This window comes from Acinetobacter schindleri CIP 107287 (assembly GCF_000368625.1).
GTDB lineage: Bacteria > Pseudomonadota > Gammaproteobacteria > Pseudomonadales > Moraxellaceae > Acinetobacter > Acinetobacter schindleri.
Genome location: NZ_KB849580.1, coordinates 265,525 through 284,621 on the forward strand (window position 1 = coordinate 265,525; position 19,097 = coordinate 284,621).

A 19,097-nucleotide genomic window follows, 5' to 3' on the forward strand; every position below is an offset into this window, starting at 1 on the left:
AATCCTAAAAATTTCGTTTTTGTATCAATGTTTCTTATGCTAAGTCGCACTGCCTGACTGCACAAGGGCAGTACAGTACACAGTGCGACAAATCGTGTCTTATGGCGTAAAAATATCCACTTTAAACGCCCTAAGCAACTAAAAAATCACCACCTTTATTGACTCAAGGATTCTAAAGTCCGACCTTTAGTTTCTTCACCCAGTACCAAGATCACCACAGCTACAGCAATCAGAACCACGGTAAACATGGTAAAGACATAGCTGAAGCCGCTCGGCATGACCATCAGATGGGTGACTGCAAATGGCGCAACAATACCACCAATCCGGCCGATTGCCCCTGCCCAGCCCGAACCAAAAGCACGGATATTGGTTGGGTACTGTTCTGGCGTATAGGTATAGAGCACACCCCAAGCACCGAGGTTAAAGAAGGACATCAGACAGCCCCAGATCACGATTTCGGTGACACTGCCGGACTGACCAAAGAAATAGGCAGATACGGCACACATGCCAATAAAGCCGGCCAGTGTTGCCTTACGTCCAAGTTTTTCTACCAGCCATGCTGCAACCAGATAGCCTGGCAACTGCGCCAGAATCATGATCAGTACATATTCAAAAGACTGGACAATGGTATAGCCTTCCTTCACTAACAGACTTGGCAACCAGGTGAAAATACCATAGTAAGAGAAGATGATGCCGAACCAGATCAACCACAGCATTAAAGTACGGCGGGCAAATATGCCTGACCAGAGCTGAACAAAAGAAATCGTCTGTTTTTCGGCCACAGGTTGAACCTGGAAGATTTCCAATACCTCTACCCCACACTTGGCTTCAATCTTTTTCACCAAGGCATGCGCTTCATCGATACGGCCACGGTTGATCAGGAAGGGAATCGACTCCGGAACGAATTTCCAGATCACAATTGCATACAGTGCAGGAATACCACCGATTAAAAAGGCGGTATGCCAGTCAAATTTCGGAATCACAAAATAAGAAATCAAGGCTGCACAGAGCCAGCCCAATCCCCAGAAACTTTCCAGTAAAACAATAAAACGGCCACGTACCTGTGCCGGAATATATTCACTGACCAGCGTTACAGCAACCGGTAACTGACCACCCAACCCCAGGCCGACAATAAAGCGGAAGACCAGTAGCCAGGTCAGGTTCGGTGCAAAGGCACAAGCCGCGGTTGCCAGACTATAGATCACCAGCGTTAAAGCGAATATGGTTTTGCGGCCATAACGGTCTGCCAGACCGCCAGAACAGATTGCCCCAATTGCCATCCCGATAAAACCGATTGAAACTACCCAGCTTTTCTGGTCAGGGGTCATCTGCCAGTCTTCTGCCATTTTAGCCAGAATGAAGGAAATCAGTCCGGTGTCCATGGCATCGAACATCCAGCCTAAACCAATCACGACCAGCAACATATAGTGAAACCTGCCTACAGGTAAGCGCTGAATCCGGGAAACTAGGTCCATAAGTAAATCTCTGATATGTGATTTGGGAGAAACTGCAGGGAAAGCAGAAGTCTTCATCCTATTTTTATACTACGATTGAATGCAGAAACGAGGCTATTTTGCCTCGCTCATCTGAAAATCGTGTTTTATGATTCATCCTTAGATGAGGCGGATTGTTCATCATCATCTTTATAGATAAATTTCGGCATTTCCAGGCCAAAGTAAATGGCGATCAGGCGCAGGGTAAAACCGAAGATCAAGGTAGAAATGATGGTCAGCTCAAGCGACAGACCTGCGTGGCTACACAGCCAGTAGAAGATTACCGCAACGAAGGAAATACTGGCATACAGTTCACGACGGAACACCAGCGGCACATCATTACACAGAATGTCACGCAGAATACCGCCGGAGACACCCGTCAGGACACCAGCTACGGCACTGACCACAAAACCATGCCCCATTTCTAATGCGATCTGGCAACCGATAATGGTAAAACCGATGAGCCCCAAGGCATCTAGTACCAGGAAGATGTTACGTAAATGACGCATCCATTTGGCAATCAGAATGGTGACAAAAGCCGCACAGCAGGTCAGCACCAGATATTCAGGATGCTTGACCCAGGTTAGTGGATAGTGACCAAGCAGCACATCGCGAACCGAACCACCTCCCAGTGCCGTAACACAGGCAATGATCACGACCCCAAACCAGTCCATGCTGCGCCGTCCAGCGGATAAAGCACCGGTCATCGCTTCTGCGGTAATGGCAATAATATAGATTACGGTCAACAACATCGCCCTGCTTCCACCTGAGGCTTTGAGATGGCGGCTATTCTAAGGCAAATCTATGTGAAAGTTACAAAAATTGCGCACAACATAGCTTAAATTTTTTCCCTGAACCGCAAATGCAGGCTTGCTTCATTGTAAATTGTTGATCTGTGGTCGGATCGAGAAAATACCAGCAGCCTTCTACTTTGACGAAATGGGACGCTTCATGATGAATTTGTGCCTGTGTACCATCATGAAAATGTGCCTTGAAATCGACCAGTGCATGACATTTATCTAATTTTTCATTGGTTTGTACGATTTCCAGTTTCAGCCATTGATTGGCCCTGCTCCACTCGGCAATTGCTGGCATATCTAAAAACCTTTGCTGTCCCAATGCGGTCGTCTGCTGGATATAGTTAATTTCCTGTTTGGCAAAGGCGCTATAACGTGAACGCATCAACTGTTCGGCTGTCTGTGCAGTTCGCTTGCCTTGATGCAATGCCTGACAACAGCTTTCATAAATGCCCAGTCCACATGGACATGCTTCTGAAGTGGTAAGTTCCAAAAATGAATTCCAAAAAAAATAGCCCGACGATGCGGGCTATTTTAGCAAAATTCAGCGCATGCCTGAGGCAGAACTCAATTCTTGTTTTGCTCTTGCGGAATAATATGGACTTTTTCGATCTTATGGCCATCCATTGTCACGACTTCAAAGATATGACCATCGGCTTCGAACTTCTCACCATTTTCAGGCAGACGGCCAAGGTGGAATAAAATATAGCCCGACAGCGTCGAATATTCTTCTGATTCATCCACCAGATCACGGCCAATCAGCAAGGATACATGACGAATATCGGTTGAACCTTCCAGCAACAGACTACCGTCATGCAGACTTTCAGCTGCAGTTTCCATTTCATCTTCATCCGGGAATTCACCGGCAATGGCTTCAAGCACATCAATCGGTGTTGCAATCCCTTCGATCGAACCATACTCGTTCAGCACAATCGCCATTTGTAGCGGCGCCTGACGCAACTGGTCCATCACCATCAGTACCTGAGCATTTTCATGCACAATTACCGGTTCACGTAGATGTTTTTCGAAATCAAGTACACCCGTTTCGATATATTCGTTTAAAACTTTATGCGTCAATACTACACCAGCAATATTGTCCAGCTCACCACGTGCCACGATCAGACGTGAATGGCTCATCTGTAACAGATGAGCCTTAATGATAGCTTCATCTTCATCCAGATCAATCCATTCCAGTTCAGGACGCGGGGTCATCACCGACTTCACCGGACGTTCAGACAGGCCGAGTACGCCCTGCACCATCACACTGTGATAAACGCCATTTTCATCATCATTAAACACTTCGTCAGCAAAGGCACGCGTTGCCAGTACATCTACCGGCTCAGAAGCAGCATTATCCTGAGCAGGTTTACCACCGAGCATACGCATCACGGCTGAAGCAGTGCGATAACGCAGATCTGTAGTTGTCACCATTTTTTCCTGATTGCGTTTCATGGTCTGGTTAATAAATTCGACAATGACCGAGAAACCAATCGCTGCGTACAGGTAGCCTTTTGGAATATGGAAGCCGAAACCTTCAACCACCAGCGAGAAACCGATCATCATCAGGAAGCCGAGACAAAGGATGACCACAGTAGGATGACGATTCACAAAATCCATCAAGGCCTTGGAAGCCCACAGCATGATACCGACAGCGATAATCACTGCAATCATCATTACCGACAGGTCTTTGACCATACCCACAGCGGTAATCACACTGTCGAGTGAGAACACGGCATCCAGCACCACGATCTGAACGATCACCATCCAGAACACGGCATGCACCGGATTTTCTTCTTTGACCACTGGCTTGGCTTCAAGGCGCTCATGTAATTCCATGGTGCCCTTAAATAACAGGAATACCCCACCAAACAACAGAATCAGGTCACGCCCGGAAAATGGATGATCAAAAATATAGAAGAACGGTTCAGTCAGCGTGACCACCCAGGCAATAGAAGCCAGTAAGATCAGACGCATGACCAAGGCCAGGGTCAAACCTACAATTCGGGCAGTATTACGTTGTTCTGGCGGCAGTTTTTCAGCAAGAATTGCAATAAAAACCAGGTTATCGATGCCCAGAACAATTTCCAGCACAATCAGAGTCAGCAGGCCAATCCAGGCAGAAGGATCTGACATCCATTCGAAAATCATTGCATTCTCTCCTGCAGATCAGTGGAAAGACATGCAATGCTGCTGCGTAGCGCGGAACTATGTCCAATTTTATTTAAACACTTGATATGGTGACGTTTTATCTGGTTAAAGCGCCAACTTCGACTACCCATGTGATTTCTATTGTAGTAAGACAGATTTTCAGTATAGCAAGTTCAAAATGAAATTCACCAGTTTTCATGCTTTGGTTTAAGCTTACCGACTCTTGACTTTAAGATTGGCAAGAATGATGCATAGAATTGTCATATTTTTAATATATGTTGTAGTAACAAAATTAAAAAATGATAAGGTGAAAGAGAGACATGACTAGCGTAATTAAAATGACTGAACATAAAAACAAATCTCCCCGTACTACCCGCCCGCTCGTTGCCCTATATTGTGGTTCACGTGCTGGCAATAATCCTATTTATCAGGAAAAAGCTATTCAGCTTGTACAGAGTCTGGCACAGCAAGGTTTTGGTCTGGTCTACGGCGGTGCCAGCATCGGCCTGATGGGTCAGGTCGCTGATGCCATGATTGAACATGGCGGTGAAGCTGTAGGTGTGATTCCCGAGTTTATGCTGGATTATGAAATCGCGCATAGCAAGCTGACTGAACTGCATATTGTGCGGTCCATGCATGAACGTAAAGCGTTAATGGCAGAACGTGCCTGTGCCTTCGTTGCTCTGCCAGGTGGACTAGGTACCTTTGAGGAAATTCTGGAAATTGCGACCTGGGGACAGTTGAACCAGCACCAGAAACCAATGATGCTATACAACGTGAATAACTTTTATGATCCACTCATTGCCCAGCTGGATCATGCCGTGAATGAAGGCTTTTTGCCGCCCCAGCATCGTGCCAAACTAATTGTCTGTGAACATTCTGCACATATCTTTAATGCCCTGAAAAATCTGGATAGTCCAAAACAGTTTGCAATTTAAATGCTGATCTAAAAAATAAAAAAGCGAGCCGAAGCTCGCTTTTTTATTTTTTAACTCTTAAGAAGCCAAATTAGTCACCAGGTTATAGAACCAAGGTAGTGTTGTCGCCAAAATCACAGACATTGCCAAACCAAACATCAACTTCATTGCATCTTTGCTGACGTTCCGTGAAGTACGGTGTTTGCTCACACCATTGACGATCATCGAGATGGCAAACTCACGACCGGCCAATAGACCCAAGAACACCCATGTGGTACTCATTGGGATGTTGCTCCACTCTTTGAAGATCAACAAGATAATGGCATAGATAAAGTCAACAATGGTTGCTGCACGAACATCGGTTACATCGGTTTTGGTATCGACGATCTTCTGGATTGCACCACCACGTTGGTACAGAATCACACCCAGCAAGACCACGAATACCGCAATCGCAAACATCAGGAATTCAAATGGAACCTGACGTGGCACATACACAAAGATATTGGCTAAGTCTTGGATCAACCATTGGCTCCATAAGAAACCGGTTGATAACCATTGTAAGATCATCCATTTGGTCGAATGCTCTTGGTCTTTGGTTTGGTTAAAATAAACCGTCATTTTGTTGGCAACAAAACGGTAAATCACCAAAGCTGAGATGAAGGCTACAGCATAACCCATCATCGATTTCACCATCATCGAACCTAAGCTCGCTGGAGAGAAAATGGTGAGCACCAAGAATGTAGTACTGACTGGAATACCATATTTGGTTAATAACAAGAGTAGAATTGGCGGTACAATATACAGCCAAGTAATCCCACCCTCAGGGAATGGAATCGTTTCGAGACGGCCATAAGAGGCATCTCCTACCCCTGATGCATACCAGCCATAGACCAAAACCACCACAAGGATGACGCTGATATAAATCCACAGCAGCCACCAAGGTCGATGTGAATTTGATGAGATAAAGGTTCCCAATGTCTGAGGCACATCATTGCCGACAATGGAGTAGGCTGCTAGACAGAAGCCGATAACCATCAAGATTTCGATAGACATAAAACATACCTGCTGAGGGAGATCAGCATTACTGTAAGATGTGGCCAAGATTATGACGTTTTTATTGCAGTTTCATGACAGAAACGTCATATATTCTTGTAACACTAGCCAGTTTCAAGACATTTATTACTTTTCAGCAAGCAGTTGCTATTTCTGCAAAATCCTACTTAGACAACTGATATTAATCAGTTTTCACGGTTCTATTTCATGTCATGAATACCAGAATAAGACACTGATTTAGTACAACGGATGGGGGGAATTGATTTAAACTGAGCTCACATTCAAAATTATATGACTTTCTAAATATCACATGAATGCCACGCCCACCCATCAAGCACTGCAACCCGAATTTAGACTGCTGGTCTTATTGGTATCGATCGGCTTTTTCATGCAAGGTCTGGACACCACGATTATCAATACTGCCCTGCCTGCGATTGCTCTTAGCCTGCAGGAAGATCCGTTGCGGATGCATAGTGTGGTGGTGGCTTATGTGCTTTCGGTTGCAGTCTGTATTCCCTTGAGTGGCTGGCTGGCAGATCGATTTGGTGTACGTAATACCTATTTTAGCGCCATCATTATTTTTACGCTTGCATCAATAGGTTGTGCTGTCTCAAACAGCCTGAATGAACTCCTGCTCTATCGGGTTTTGCAAGGTATTGGTGGTGCTTTGCTGTTACCAGTCGGACGTCTGGCAATGCTGAAGATCATTCCACGCACCCAGTTTCTGGCTGCAATGAGCCTGATGAGCCTGGCCGGCCTGATTGGTCCCCTGATTGGCCCGACGCTAGGTGGCTGGATGGTCGAATACCTGTCCTGGCAATGGGTATTTCTGATTAACCTGCCGATCGGCCTGCTTGGCACCCTGATTACCTTCAAAGCCATGCCGAATGTTACTGAACCGGATGTGGCGAAATTTGACTATGCCGGTTTTGTTATGCTGGTGGTGGCGATGGTCGGGCTATGTCTGGGCATTGAGAACTTTGCCAATCCGCAATATCCATTGTGGTGGAGTCTCAGCTTAGTTGCAGCTGGGTTCCTGTTTTCGCTGATCTATGCCTATCATTCACATACCCATAGCAATGCCCTGTTCCGCAGCAAGCTGTTTAAAAACCGGATTTATTCTATTGGGATTCTGGGCAATTTCTTTGCCCGTCTTGGCGGTAACTCCATTCCTTTCCTGTTACCACTAATGTTGCAGGTCGCGTTTGGTTTTGAACCTTTTATTACCGGTTTGCTGATGATTCCAACTGTATTAGGCTCGTTGGCTTCCAAACCCATTATTCGCAAGATCATTCAGCACTTTGGCTATCGCCAGGTGTTACTGGTAAATGCTTTGCTGGTGGGGCTATGTATTGCCAGCTTTGCCCTGACTACGGCGGATACACCGATCTGGCTACGTGCGATTCATTTCTTTATTTTTGGTATCCTGAACTCACTGCAGTTTGTTTCCATGAATACTTTAACCCTAAAAGACTTAAGTCAGCAGGATGCCAGTAGTGGCAACAGTTTTCTGTCCATGATCATGATGCTATCGATGAGTATTGGGGTCGCACTGGCAGGTACGCTGGTAAATATGTTTAGTGCCTACTTTGGCGCTGAACAGCTGGATAATGCATTCCATCTCGCCCTGATCTGTCTGGGCTGTTTGAATATTATTGCCGCCTATATTTTCTGGCATATTCCCAAGGATACGCCAGTATGATCATCATCCCGATACAAGACAAATCGGTATAAGCTAGATAGAGTCAAATTTTGAAGAACGTGATGAAAAAGCCAGACAAGCATTATCCACCTCTTTGGGCAACAATCATGAGTGTCATTCTGCTGCTTGCTGTGGTCTGTGCAATCTGGTGGCTATTGCTGAAACCGCTACCTGCCAACGCTTCCGAATATGACATTCATGGTTTTGATGTTTCGCATCATCAAAAAGAGATTAACTGGCAGCAGATTCCCAAAGATAAATACCGCTTTGTTTATTTAAAATCAACCGAAGGCGGTGACTTTAAGGACAGCAAATTTCAGGAAAACTGGTTTAAGGCTCGCGAACAGGGTTTGCTGGTCGGTGCCTATCATTTTTATCGCCTCTGTCGGGAGGGTAAGATTCAAGCGCAGAATTTTATCGAAACCGTACCGAATAAAGCGGATGCCTTACCTCCGGTAATCGATCTTGAATATGACAGTAACTGTATCAATACCTATTCCAAGGAACAGTTACTCAAAGAAATCCAAGTCATGCATGACCTGCTCAAACAGCACTACGGCAAGCAGCCGATATTCTACACCTCGAAAGCTTTCTATAATATTGTGCTGGCAGGACAATTTACTGATGTCCCTCTCTGGATACGTGAATACAAGGGTCTGCCTGAGCTCAAAGATAATCCGAAATGGCATTTCTGGCAGCATACCAGTCAGGGTCAGATCAAAGGTATTGCAACGGCTGTAGACCTGAATGTGTTTTATGGTTCGGAAAAGGACTGGCTGAATTTTTTAAAACAGAATGGTATTAAGACTGCACCTGCACAAAAATCGGCAAAATAATTCTACAATTGCAATGTAATCAAAAATAAAAGGATAAATAGCTGTGAAGCTTGGAAAAATTATCGTGACTACCATTCTGATAGTGGTAGTCATACTGGGGGGAATAAGCACTTATTTAGGCCAACCTTCAGGTCAGCTGCGTGACTTTGACGCGTGGCAAGCTAAATCTAATACAACCTCAGAAGGCTTAAATGTCCGCTTCTTTGGGGTGTCGACCTTGCTATTTGATAATGGTGAGGAGCAGATTTTAATTGATGGCTTCTTTAGCCGTCCCAGTCTTTGGCAGGTTCTCAGTTCTAAGGTTTCCAGCAATTCTAGGTTACTTCAGAAGCTTATTCAGGAGGAAGAGCTGGATCGGACACGGGCGATTTTAGTGACCCATAGCCATTATGATCATGCTCTGGATATTCCTGAACTGGCCGCCCTGTTACCTCAAACCCAGATCATCGGATCGAATAGCACCCTGAATATTGCACGCAGTCATCCAGAGGTAAAAGCATCCCAGCTACGGCCTGCTGTATCAGGGCAATCGCTCCGATCGGGACAGTTTAAAGTCACTCCACTTGCTTCTGCACATACGCCTCCAACACCCGTAAATGATGATCTCGGTGAAGAAATTACAGCACCACTGAAACTGCCTGCCAAGTTTTCCGAATTTAAAGAAGGCGGCAGTTTTGACTATCTGATTGAACATGACAGACAACGAATTCTGGTTAAAGCCAGCACAGGGTTTATTCCGGGACAGTTCAAGAATGTTCAGGCCGATATTTTATTTTTAGGCATAGCCCAGCTATCGCGACAGCCTGAGGATTATCAAAAATCTTATCTGCAACAAACACTGGCAATGGTAAAACCCAAGATTGTCATTCCGATTCACTGGGATGATTTCTTTCAGCCGCTAGATCAACCCTTACAATTTTTGCCACGCTTTGCCGATAATGCTCCCGAGAGTATGCGAATTCTGATCAAAGCGGCTGAAGCGCAACAGATTCAGGTTGTGCTACTGAGTAATAGTCAACCCTATAATCTTTTGAAATCAGCATCTTCCCAAGTGCCTTAAAGCCTTTTAAGATGGCATATGCGTAAAATTATCCATATCGATATGGACGCCTTCTACGCCTCGGTAGAACTGCGTGAACGTCCGGAACTAAAACATTTGCCTGTGGTGATCGCGTCGCATCATCCACGGGCTGTGGTTGCGGCTGCCTCGTATCCAGCTCGGGAATTTGGTGTGCATTCTGCCATGCCAATGAGTCAGGCACGAAAACGCTGTTCGCAGCTGATTGTGATTGAACCGGATTTTCAGAAATACCGTGAGGTTTCCTCACAGATCCATCAGATTTTTCAAAAATATACACCTGTCATTGAGCCGCTGTCACTGGATGAAGCCTATCTGGATGTGACTGATAATCTGCTGCAAATCCCCAGTGCGACAGAAGTCGCGATGCGTATCCGTGAAGACATTTTCCAGCTGACTAGACTCACCGCTTCTGCGGGTGTTGCACCAAATAAATTCCTGGCCAAAGTTGCTTCAGACTGGCACAAACCGAATGGCATTTGTGTGATCAAGCCTTCACAGGTACAGGCCTTTATCCAAGATTTACCGCTTAAGAAAATCCCCGGGGTCGGCAAGGTTACACAGGAAAAATTGAAAAGTCTCAATCTGGAAACTCTGGGTGATTTGCAACAGATGGATGAAGCTGTCCTGATTCAGCATTTTGGCAAATACGGCAAGCGGCTGTATCTCTATGCACAAGGCATCGATGAACGCCCGGTCGAAACCGAACGTGAACGCCAGCAGATTTCCAAAGAAACCACCTTTGGTGATGACCTGCTACTTAGCCAGTGCAGCCCTTACTGGGATCAACTGATTCAGCAGGTCTGGAACAGTCTGGAAAAGAAACAGCTGACTGCACGTGGCATTACCGTGAAACTCAGGCTAAAAAATTTCCAGATCATTCAACATAGCCGCAGCTTCCGTTCCGTGCTTAAAAATCCGCTAGAGCTACATCAGGCGTTACAGTTCTTGCTGCAGGATATGCATCTGGATCCAGCCCTGCAATTTCGCCTGATTGGTGTCGGGGTGTATCAGCTGTCACCTCGCCAGCAAGAAGCACAACTATCCCTGCTTTAAAGTAAACTGAGCAAGAAGTAGTCATTAGTTTAAAAAGCCAACAACTTTATTTTTACCATTGTATGTTTTTAGAGTAATCTATCCGCGCAATGCATTATCCATGTATATGCTGAGATGCTGAAAATCACCTTTACTTTCAGCATGCTGTCCTGTAATTGGCGTGACGATCAAATCCGAATATTACAGGGCAACTCTGTTGTCCCCATGGAATCCTATCCTGCATGTCTTCTGCAAATTCAATTTCTTTTCAAGAACAACGCGCGCGAAAAGCAGCGCTTTCCAGTTTTATTGGTGCTGTTGTCGACTGGTACGATTTTCTTCTTTACGGCATTGTCGCAGCCCTGATTTTTAAAGATCAATTTTTTCCCAGTATTGGCAACAATATGGGCACATTAGCCGCCTTGGCAACCTTTGGTGTTGGCTTTCTGTTTCGTCCACTTGGTGGTGTGGTGTTTGGTCACTTCGGTGACAAACTTGGCCGTAAAAAAATGCTGGTACTCACTGTCATCCTCATGGGGATTTCTACTGTCGGGATTGGCCTGTTGCCGAATTTCGAAGCCATTGGCTGGTGGGCACCGGTATTATTGGTGACTTTACGTGCCATTCAAGGCTTTGCGGTTGGTGGTGAATGGGGCGGTGCTGCCCTGATGGCAGTGGAAAATGCGCCAAAAGGCAAAAAGGCTTTTTATAGTAGTGGTGTTCAGGTTGGTTATGGTGTCGGTCTGGTGCTGGCGACCGGTGCAGTGTCGTTAATCATTGCTACTTTGGGTGAAGAGGCATTTTCGGACTGGGCATGGCGTATTCCGTTTATTGCCAGTATTGTGCTGATCGGCATTGCCATGTGGATTCGGCGTGATCAGGAGGAGTCACAAGAATTTGTCGAAAAAGTGGTTAAAGCCAAGCAACATCCAACCAAACTGCCAATTTTTCAGGCGATCAGCAAGCATCCTAAAGCATTCCTGTACATTATTGCCCTGCGTATGACCGAGCTGCTCACCATGTATCTGGTGACCAATTTTGCACTGAATTATTCCACCAATAATCTGGGCATGGACAAGCAATTCTTCCTGAATATCACCCTGATGGTCGGTGCGATTAGTTGTGTCAGTATTCCGTTCTTTGCCTGGATCTCAGACAAAATTAACCATAAAACCATGTGTGTTTGGGGCGGTTTAATCGGTGCCTTGTCGGCTTTCCCGTTCTTTATGGCGCTGGATGCTCAAAATACCTGGATGATTATTGTTGGCTCAATTCTACTGGCCAATATCGCGCATGACATGGTAGTGAGTGTGCATCAACCCATCTTTACCTCACTGTTTGGTACCGAGTATCGTTATAGTGGCGCCGGTGTGGGTTATCAGGTGGCGAGTATTATTGGTGGTGGTTTTACCCCAATGATTGCGGCTTCCTTAGTGATTTGGGGTGATGGTTCATGGCATTATGTAGCCATCTATCTTGCTGTGGGCTGTCTACTAACTGCATTGGTTGCTGCCCTGATGCCAAAAACCCAGGATTAAACTCATGACTATTCAACGTTTGCATGTGTCTCAACGCTTCTCTGAAATCGCGATTTCAGGCAATCTCGTTCATCTGGCAGGTCAACTGGCCAGTGATTTTGATCTGGATATTAAAGGTCAGACACAGCAAACTTTGGACATTATTGATCAGTTTCTCGCAGATGCGGGAACAGATAAGAGCCACATCATGTCAGTTACCATTTATCTCAAAGATATTGAGCGTGACTATGCAGCTTTTAATGAAGTGTGGGATGCATGGGTAGCTGATATTCAAGCCCTACCGCGGACCTGTGTAGAAGCCAAGTTGTATGATCCACGGGTATTGGTCGAACTGACCGTCGTCGCAGTAAAACCGGAATAATGCCGATAGAACTTGTCTTCCAGTAAAAAAGCATGCGATCTGCATGCTTTTTTTATTTATGCCAGCTGTATTAACTCACTGTCTTTACTTTAGGCCGCTCCAGAGCGGAGTAAAGTGGAAACTTCTTTAGTGTAGTCAGGTTATTCGGATTGACTAGACTGTCCTCCTCACCCTGTTCATTCAGGAAGTCACGACGCAGGTGATGATATTCCGGAATATCTTCATAACGGATTACCCGATAGCCTGCCATAGTCAGCAAGGCATCCTGATACTGGGATTGTTGTGGGCGTTTCAAAATCATTGGATCGTCCACGGCCACGATGGCAACGACCAGATGATCCTGATCTAGAACCACAAAGTCCGCAACCAGATTGCGATATTTGTTACGGGTACGAAAAAATTTGGTAGTCAACAGCGCATCATAGGAGACATGGGCCAAAATAATGTTCTCTGGCAGAATTTCCTTTAGACGGGTGTAAGTCAACTGTTGATTCAGGTTAAAAATGGCGCGCTGCTTCAGCACACTGTCTTGCTGCTTGCCGCTATTCTGTACTCTCTTATATGCCATTAGGATGGTGCACAAGAGCAGAAAACTGCCAATTATGATATAGGTGGCCATGCGTTAGTCCTTTCTGCATTCTTATAATCGTTTTTGTTTTATTGTTGTCAGTATAGATCGATTTTCATCCGAAAATCACGGTACAACCAATTTGCTTAGATACTGCAACATCCGGTATCAAAACTTATATAAGGGCATTACATTTCGGGAGATTAAAAAATTCCGTGTACTGGAAATGTAATGTGTTCCTTACTCACCCCCACTCTAAATCAGCCACTCAAATTTAAGCAAGAGCATTTTCCTCTTTTTGTCTTACAATTCCGATAAAGTGTAATTTTTAAACAGTTTTTTCTAATGAATATCTTAGTTTAATTATTTTTTAATTGAGATTTGACTTCTTTTAATAAAAAATCAGTAGAAAAATAAAAAAGACACCGAAGTGTCTTTTTTAAGTGATTTAGGCACGACTTTTTGGTTTGGTTTTGCCTTTAGCTTTAGAACCGCCAAAAGGCTTTTTCGCATCACCGGTTTCACGTGGTGGTAAACCGGTGTGCTGGGTCAAGATCTGCCCTTTCTTCGGGCGATTGTTCTGTCCTTGGCTTTGACCTTGCCCACGATTGCCTGCCTGACCGGTACGTTTCTGTGAATCGCCTGCAACAGTCGAGTTCTTCTTACGTGCTGACTGATACTGACCATCCACACCTGCAGGTTGATAGGTCGGAATCAGATGCTGTTTTGAATTACCAATCAGGTCCTGACGGCCCATTTCGCGCAAGGCATCACGCAGTAAAGGCCAGTTATTTGGATCATGGTAACGCAAGAAAGCTTTGTGCAGACGACGACGCTTTTCACCTTTCACAATGTCGACATTTTCAGTGTAACGCGCCACTTTCGCCAGTGGGTTTTTACCAGTGTAGTACATGGTGGTTGCAGTCGCCATTGGTGATGGATAGAAGGTCTGTACCTGATCAGCACGGAAACCATTCTTCTTCAGCCAGATCGCCAAGTTCATCATGTCATAATCCGTGGTACCCGGATGCGCCGCGATGAAATAAGGAATTAAATACTGTTCCTTGCCTGCTTCTTTACTATAACGATCAAACATTTGCTTAAAGCGGTCATAAGTCCCAATGCCCGGCTTCATCATTTTATTGAGCGGACCTTTTTCGGTATGCTCTGGCGCAATCTTGAGGTAACCACCCACGTGATGCGTCACCAATTCTTTGACATATTCTGGGTTTAAGACTGCAAGGTCATAACGCAGACCTGAACCGATCAGAATCTTTTTAATGCCTGGTAATGCACGTGCCTTACGATATAACTGTGTCAATGGCGCATGGTCGGTATGCAAGTTTTGACATACACCCGGAAATACACACGATGGTTTACGACAGTTCTTTTCAATCTCAGGATCTTTACACGCCAAACGGTACATGTTGGCTGTTGGACCACCCAAATCCGAAATGATGCCAGTAAAGCCTGGTGCAGTATCACGAATCTTTTCCACTTCACGCAGAATCGATTCTTCCGAACGGTTCTGAATAATACGACCTTCATGTTCCGTAATCGAACAGAAGGTACAACCACCGAAACAGCCACGCATGATGTTCACAGAGAACTTGATCATGTCAAACGCTGGGAAACGTGCATTACCGTATGATGGATGCGGTAGACGTGCATAAGGCAGGTCAAACACATAGTCCATCTCTTCTGTAGTCAACGGAATTGGCGGTGGATTTAACCATACGTCACGCTCACCATGCTTCTGGACTAAAGCACGGGCATTCCCTGGATTGGTTTCCAGATGCAAAATACGGTTGGCATGTGCATAGAGCACCGGATCATTCACCACTTCTTCAAAAGCAGGCAAACGAATCACAGCCAATTCACGCGGTGGTAATTTATGTTTAATCGCTTTCGATGCCGGTTGTAACTGCACGATTTGTGTATTTTCGTCCAAATTGTCGCCTTCACGTATAATCGGATTAGCGACATGTTCTTTTTGGAAACCCTGGTACTGGCTCGAGTCCTTCCCTTGTTCAATCTCACAACCTTCAATATCTTCAGTCATGACATAAGGGTTAATAATTGGATCGACACGGCCAATCGCATCGACATCATTCGATGCGATTTCAACAAATTTGGCTTTCGACGGGCGGTTGTGTTTATTGACAATAAACGCTGTACCACGAACATCGGTAATATCTTGGATTTTTTCACCACGCGCCAAACGGTGCATGATTTCAGTAATTGAACGCTCACCATTACCGTACATCAAAAGATCGGCTTTAGAGTCCATCAACACCGAACGACGTACCTTATCTGACCAGTAATCATAGTGTGCAATACGACGTAGTGAAGCTTCGATCCCACCTAAAAGTACAGGCACATCTGGATAAGCTTCACGCACACGCTGGCAATACACGGTTGCTGCACGGTCTGGGCGTTTATTTGGCTGATTGTCTGGTGAATAGGCATCATCTGAACGAATCTTGCGATCCGCCGTATAACGGTTAATCATCGAGTCCATGTTGCCCGCAGTCACACCCCATGCAATATTGGGTTTTCCCAATACACGGAAGGCTTCAACATTGGTCCAGTCTGGCTGCGCAATAATCCCGACACGGAAGCCTTGCGCTTCTAGGGTACGGCCAATAATGCCTGAACAGAATGAAGGGTGATCGATATAGGCATCGCCACAGACTAAAATAAAGTCACAACTGTCCCAGCCGAGTTGATCCATCTCCTCGCGTGACATCGGCAAAAATGGCGCAGGTTCAAAACACGACGCCCAATATTTGTCGTAATCAAACAACGCTGTAGGCGCTGTCTGCATGGTATAAGCAGTAGACATGGCTAGCAATTCTCGGCTGGCAGATGGAAGATCAAAAAATAGATCAAAGATGAAAGCCGAGCATTTTAGCATGAATTCAGCTGAGGTTGCTTGATTATAATTTATACAATACTGGCTTTAAGACCTTAATCAGGAATATATGCTTATTCTGTTTCTAGCTTGCTTATTTGAGGTTTTAACTGCTGAGCTATCAATAAACCAATTACCAAAATAATACCGATGAATAAACTGAAACCGAGCCATCCGGTATTTTCCCAGACCAGACCACTCGAGCTGCCAAGGACACTGGACCCAAGATAGTAGCAGAATAAATAGAGTGATGATCCTACAGCACGATACTGTAAAGATTGCACAGACACCCAACTACTGGCCGTGGAATGTGCAGCAAAAAATGCAAAGGTAAAAATGAGCAGACCAATAAAGATCAGCATCAAGCTGTTGACCAGCATCAATACTAATCCTAGTAGCATGCTGGCAAGCATGGCCACCAGCACTTGAAAGCGTCCAAACTTCTGGCTCCATGCCGCCGCACGAGGTGAGCTATAGATTCCTGCCAGATAGGTGACCGAAATTACCCCAATCCAGACATGCGACAGCTCAAAAGGTGCCTGAATCAGGCGATAGCTGAGATAATTAAAGACTGAAACAAAACAGCCCATCAGGATGAAACCTTGTAAGAACAAGATTCGTAGCTTGGGATCACTCAGATTGTGCTCAAATGCAGTAAGGAAGCGGCTGAATTTAATAGGATAAGCTTGAAAATTCTTGGATTTAGGCAATAAGAAATAGAAGGTTGTCGCAATACAGAGATTAATTAGTCCAATGATTAAAGTCGCTGACTGCCAGGAAATAAAGTCTACCAATACCCCAGCAATCAAACGGCCACTCATACCGCCAATTGCAGTTCCAGAAATATAGAGTCCCATGGCAAAACCAACATCTTTCGCAGCCACCTCTTCCCCAATATAGGTCATCGCCACTGCGGCCACGCCACTTACGGTTAAGCCTATTAATACCCGGGTCGCCAGAAACACTGACCAGACTGGCAATACAGCACTCAGCAATAACAATACTGCAACCGAAAATAAAGACCAAACCATAATCGGCTTACGGCCAAAACGGTCAGAAATGAGTCCAGTAAAAATCAGGCCAACAGCTAATGCAATGGTAGAAAATGAAAGTGGAAAACTGCTTTGCGTAGGAGAGATATGAAAATAGTCTGCCAGAATCGGCATCATCGGCTGTACACAATACAATGATGAAAAAATTGCAAATCCAGCCAGAAACAAGGAAAACAAGACCGCTTTAAAGGCAGATGAACCATATTCAATATGGCTTGAAGATGAATTTGGGGACATATAAGCTCCAGAGACTCAGCTAGTATATGCCTATTATTTTATTAAGAGCTGATTTTTTAGCCTAAATCCTGCTCTATTTTAATCATTTTCTACAGTTTTCTTTTTCCCACGCATAAAAAAACACCCCCTGCCATTTGACAGAGGGTGTTTAGAATAATGAGCTGGCGATGACTTACTCTCACATGGGAAACCCCACACTACCATCAGCGCTAAGAGGTTTCACTTCTGAGTTCGGGAAGGGATCAGGTGGTTCACTCTTGCTATGGTCGCCAGCACAACTGTTTATGACTTTGCGTTTGGTCTTATTTAGATGCCAATGCTTGGTCAAATCTTGCACTCGTTCAAAACAGTGTTTTGAACATCGTTCATTAATAGAAATATCTGAGTTGCTGTAGTTTGTTCTTTAGCAATCACTAAATCAAGCTGTTTTGCTTAATATCGAATCAATTGAGCGTTATACAACAACTGTTTGGGTGTTGTATAGTCAAGCCTCACGAGCAATTAGTATTGGTCAGCTTCATGTATCGCTACACTTCCACATCCAACCTATCAACGTCGTAGTCTTCAACGGCTCTTTAGGTGACATAAAGTCACAGGGAAATCTTATCTTGAGGTAGGCTTCCCGCTTAGATGCTTTCAGCGGTTATCCCTTCCGAACATAGCTACCCGGCGATGCGACTGGCGTCACAACCGGTACACCAGAGGTTCGTCCACTCTGGTCCTCTCGTACTAGGAGCAGATCCTCTCAAATTTCCAGCGCCCACGGTAGATAGGGACCGAACTGTCTCACGACGTTCTAAACCCAGCTCGCGTACCTCTTTAAATGGCGAACAGCCATACCCTTGGGACCTGCTTCAGCCCCAGGATGAGATGAGCCGACATCGAGGTGCCAAACACCGCCGTCGATATGAACTCTTGGGCGGTATCAGCCTGTTATCCCCAGAGTACCTTTTATCCGTTGAGCGATGGCCCTTCCATACAGAACCACCGGATCACTAAGACCTACTTTCGTACCTGCTCGACTTGTGGGTCTCGCAGTTAAGCGCGCTTTTGCCTTTATACTCTACGCGTGATTTCCGACCACGCTGAGCGCACCTTCGTACTCCTCCGTTACTCTTTAGGAGGAGACCGCCCCAGTCAAACTACCCACCAGACATGGTCCTCGTCCCGGATAACGGGACAGAGTTAGAACCTCAATATTACCAGGGTGGTATTTCAAGGACGGCTCCATCGCAACTAGCGTCGCCACTTCAAAGCCTCCCACCTATCCTACACAAGTAAGATCAAAGTTCAATGTCAAGCTGCAGTAAAGGTTCACGGGGTCTTTCCGTCTAGCCGCGGGTACACCGCATCTTCACGGCGATTTCG

Annotated in this window: 15 protein-coding genes and 2 rRNA genes; 7 read left to right on the plus strand and 10 right to left on the minus strand. The window is 45.3% G+C overall.

Annotated elements, in window-relative coordinates:
• Positions 1-155 precede the first annotated feature (155 nt).
• The 4 genes from niaP to F955_RS15215 all read right to left on the minus strand — a co-directional run bounded on the left by niaP (position 156) and on the right by F955_RS15215 (position 4,438).
• Entirely contained in the window at positions 156-1,475 is a 1,320-nt protein-coding gene (niaP, locus tag F955_RS15200) for a niacin transporter NiaP (protein ID WP_004896424.1), read from the minus strand.
• Positions 1,476-1,600: 125 nt separating this feature from the next.
• On the minus strand, positions 1,601-2,245 hold the full coding sequence (locus tag F955_RS15205) for a trimeric intracellular cation channel family protein (RefSeq protein WP_004810198.1): 645 nt from the start codon (positions 2,243-2,245) through the stop codon (positions 1,601-1,603).
• Between the two features lie 61 nt (positions 2,246-2,306).
• Positions 2,307-2,783 (minus strand): YchJ family protein, encoded by a 477-nt coding sequence (locus tag F955_RS15210; protein WP_004896426.1) that lies wholly within the window; start codon positions 2,781-2,783, stop codon positions 2,307-2,309.
• A gap of 74 nt (positions 2,784-2,857) precedes the next feature.
• Positions 2,858-4,438: a TerC family protein gene (locus tag F955_RS15215; RefSeq protein WP_004810201.1), complete on the minus strand. Its 1,581-nt coding sequence runs from the start codon at positions 4,436-4,438 to the stop codon at positions 2,858-2,860.
• A gap of 320 nt (positions 4,439-4,758) precedes the next feature.
• On the opposite strand from F955_RS15215, the gene F955_RS15220 reads away from it, so the two are divergent.
• Positions 4,759-5,376: an LOG family protein gene (locus F955_RS15220; protein ID WP_004810202.1), complete on the plus strand. Its 618-nt coding sequence runs from the start codon at positions 4,759-4,761 to the stop codon at positions 5,374-5,376.
• Between the two features lie 57 nt (positions 5,377-5,433).
• Here the strand turns inward: F955_RS15220 and F955_RS15225 are convergent, their stop codons facing one another.
• Positions 5,434-6,408 carry a hypothetical protein gene (locus F955_RS15225; RefSeq protein WP_004810207.1) on the minus strand — a complete coding sequence of 325 codons (975 nt, stop codon included), beginning with the start codon at positions 6,406-6,408 and terminating at the stop codon, positions 5,434-5,436.
• A gap of 310 nt (positions 6,409-6,718) precedes the next feature.
• Between F955_RS15225 and mdtD the strand changes: the two genes are divergently transcribed.
• The 6 genes from mdtD to F955_RS15255 all read left to right on the plus strand — a co-directional run bounded on the left by mdtD (position 6,719) and on the right by F955_RS15255 (position 12,958).
• Positions 6,719-8,110: a multidrug transporter subunit MdtD gene (gene mdtD, locus F955_RS15230; RefSeq protein WP_004896427.1), complete on the plus strand. Its 1,392-nt coding sequence runs from the start codon at positions 6,719-6,721 to the stop codon at positions 8,108-8,110.
• Positions 8,111-8,172: 62 nt separating this feature from the next.
• Positions 8,173-8,946 carry a glycoside hydrolase family 25 protein gene (locus F955_RS15235; RefSeq protein WP_004896429.1) on the plus strand — a complete coding sequence of 258 codons (774 nt, stop codon included), beginning with the start codon at positions 8,173-8,175 and terminating at the stop codon, positions 8,944-8,946.
• Positions 8,947-8,989: 43 nt separating this feature from the next.
• Positions 8,990-10,006 carry an MBL fold metallo-hydrolase gene (locus F955_RS15240; RefSeq protein ID WP_004896431.1) on the plus strand — a complete coding sequence of 339 codons (1,017 nt, stop codon included), beginning with the start codon at positions 8,990-8,992 and terminating at the stop codon, positions 10,004-10,006.
• A gap of 18 nt (positions 10,007-10,024) precedes the next feature.
• Positions 10,025-11,080 (plus strand): DNA polymerase IV, encoded by a 1,056-nt coding sequence (gene dinB, locus F955_RS15245; RefSeq protein ID WP_004896432.1) that lies wholly within the window; start codon positions 10,025-10,027, stop codon positions 11,078-11,080.
• Between the two features lie 221 nt (positions 11,081-11,301).
• Positions 11,302-12,597 (plus strand): shikimate transporter, encoded by a 1,296-nt coding sequence (shiA, locus tag F955_RS15250; RefSeq protein ID WP_004810221.1) that lies wholly within the window; start codon positions 11,302-11,304, stop codon positions 12,595-12,597.
• Positions 12,598-12,601: 4 nt separating this feature from the next.
• Positions 12,602-12,958, plus strand: a complete 357-nt coding sequence (locus F955_RS15255) for a RidA family protein (RefSeq protein WP_004896434.1) — start codon at positions 12,602-12,604, stop codon at positions 12,956-12,958.
• Positions 12,959-13,028: 70 nt separating this feature from the next.
• On the opposite strand, the gene F955_RS15260 is transcribed toward F955_RS15255, so the two are convergent.
• From F955_RS15260 to F955_RS15280, 5 genes are all read right to left on the minus strand, one after another.
• Positions 13,029-13,577: a DUF2726 domain-containing protein gene (locus F955_RS15260; RefSeq protein WP_004896436.1), complete on the minus strand. Its 549-nt coding sequence runs from the start codon at positions 13,575-13,577 to the stop codon at positions 13,029-13,031.
• 397 nt (positions 13,578-13,974) lie between these two features.
• Positions 13,975-16,371 carry a YgiQ family radical SAM protein gene (locus F955_RS15265; protein ID WP_026056748.1) on the minus strand — a complete coding sequence of 799 codons (2,397 nt, stop codon included), beginning with the start codon at positions 16,369-16,371 and terminating at the stop codon, positions 13,975-13,977.
• Between the two features lie 143 nt (positions 16,372-16,514).
• On the minus strand, positions 16,515-17,729 hold the full coding sequence (locus F955_RS15270; protein ID WP_004896440.1) for an MFS transporter: 1,215 nt from the start codon (positions 17,727-17,729) through the stop codon (positions 16,515-16,517).
• Between the two features lie 159 nt (positions 17,730-17,888).
• Positions 17,889-18,003: ribosomal RNA gene (gene rrf, locus F955_RS15275) — 5S ribosomal RNA — on the minus strand.
• A gap of 206 nt (positions 18,004-18,209) precedes the next feature.
• Positions 18,210-19,097: ribosomal RNA gene (locus tag F955_RS15280) — 23S ribosomal RNA — on the minus strand; the annotation flags it as partial.

What these genes read in the sequence shown, in the direction of transcription:
- F955_RS15235 (WP_004896429.1), top strand. Translation starts at nt 8,173, where the DNA reads ATGAAAAAGCCAGACAAGCATTATCCACCTCTTTGGGCAACAATCATG.
- F955_RS15225 (WP_004810207.1), bottom strand. Translation starts at nt 6,408, where the DNA reads ATGTCTATCGAAATCTTGATGGTTATCGGCTTCTGTCTAGCAGCCTAC.
- F955_RS15265 (WP_026056748.1), bottom strand. Translation starts at nt 16,371, where the DNA reads ATGTCTACTGCTTATACCATGCAGACAGCGCCTACAGCGTTGTTTGAT.
- shiA (WP_004810221.1), top strand. Translation starts at nt 11,302, where the DNA reads ATGTCTTCTGCAAATTCAATTTCTTTTCAAGAACAACGCGCGCGAAAA.
- F955_RS15220 (WP_004810202.1), top strand. Translation starts at nt 4,759, where the DNA reads ATGACTAGCGTAATTAAAATGACTGAACATAAAAACAAATCTCCCCGT.
- dinB (WP_004896432.1), top strand. Translation starts at nt 10,025, where the DNA reads ATGCGTAAAATTATCCATATCGATATGGACGCCTTCTACGCCTCGGTA.
- F955_RS15270 (WP_004896440.1), bottom strand. Translation starts at nt 17,729, where the DNA reads ATGTCCCCAAATTCATCTTCAAGCCATATTGAATATGGTTCATCTGCC.
- F955_RS15215 (WP_004810201.1), bottom strand. Translation starts at nt 4,438, where the DNA reads ATGATTTTCGAATGGATGTCAGATCCTTCTGCCTGGATTGGCCTGCTG.
- F955_RS15255 (WP_004896434.1), top strand. Translation starts at nt 12,602, where the DNA reads ATGACTATTCAACGTTTGCATGTGTCTCAACGCTTCTCTGAAATCGCG.
- mdtD (WP_004896427.1), top strand. Translation starts at nt 6,719, where the DNA reads ATGAATGCCACGCCCACCCATCAAGCACTGCAACCCGAATTTAGACTG.
- niaP (WP_004896424.1), bottom strand. Translation starts at nt 1,475, where the DNA reads ATGGACCTAGTTTCCCGGATTCAGCGCTTACCTGTAGGCAGGTTTCAC.
- F955_RS15260 (WP_004896436.1), bottom strand. Translation starts at nt 13,577, where the DNA reads ATGGCCACCTATATCATAATTGGCAGTTTTCTGCTCTTGTGCACCATC.
- F955_RS15205 (WP_004810198.1), bottom strand. Translation starts at nt 2,245, where the DNA reads ATGTTGTTGACCGTAATCTATATTATTGCCATTACCGCAGAAGCGATG.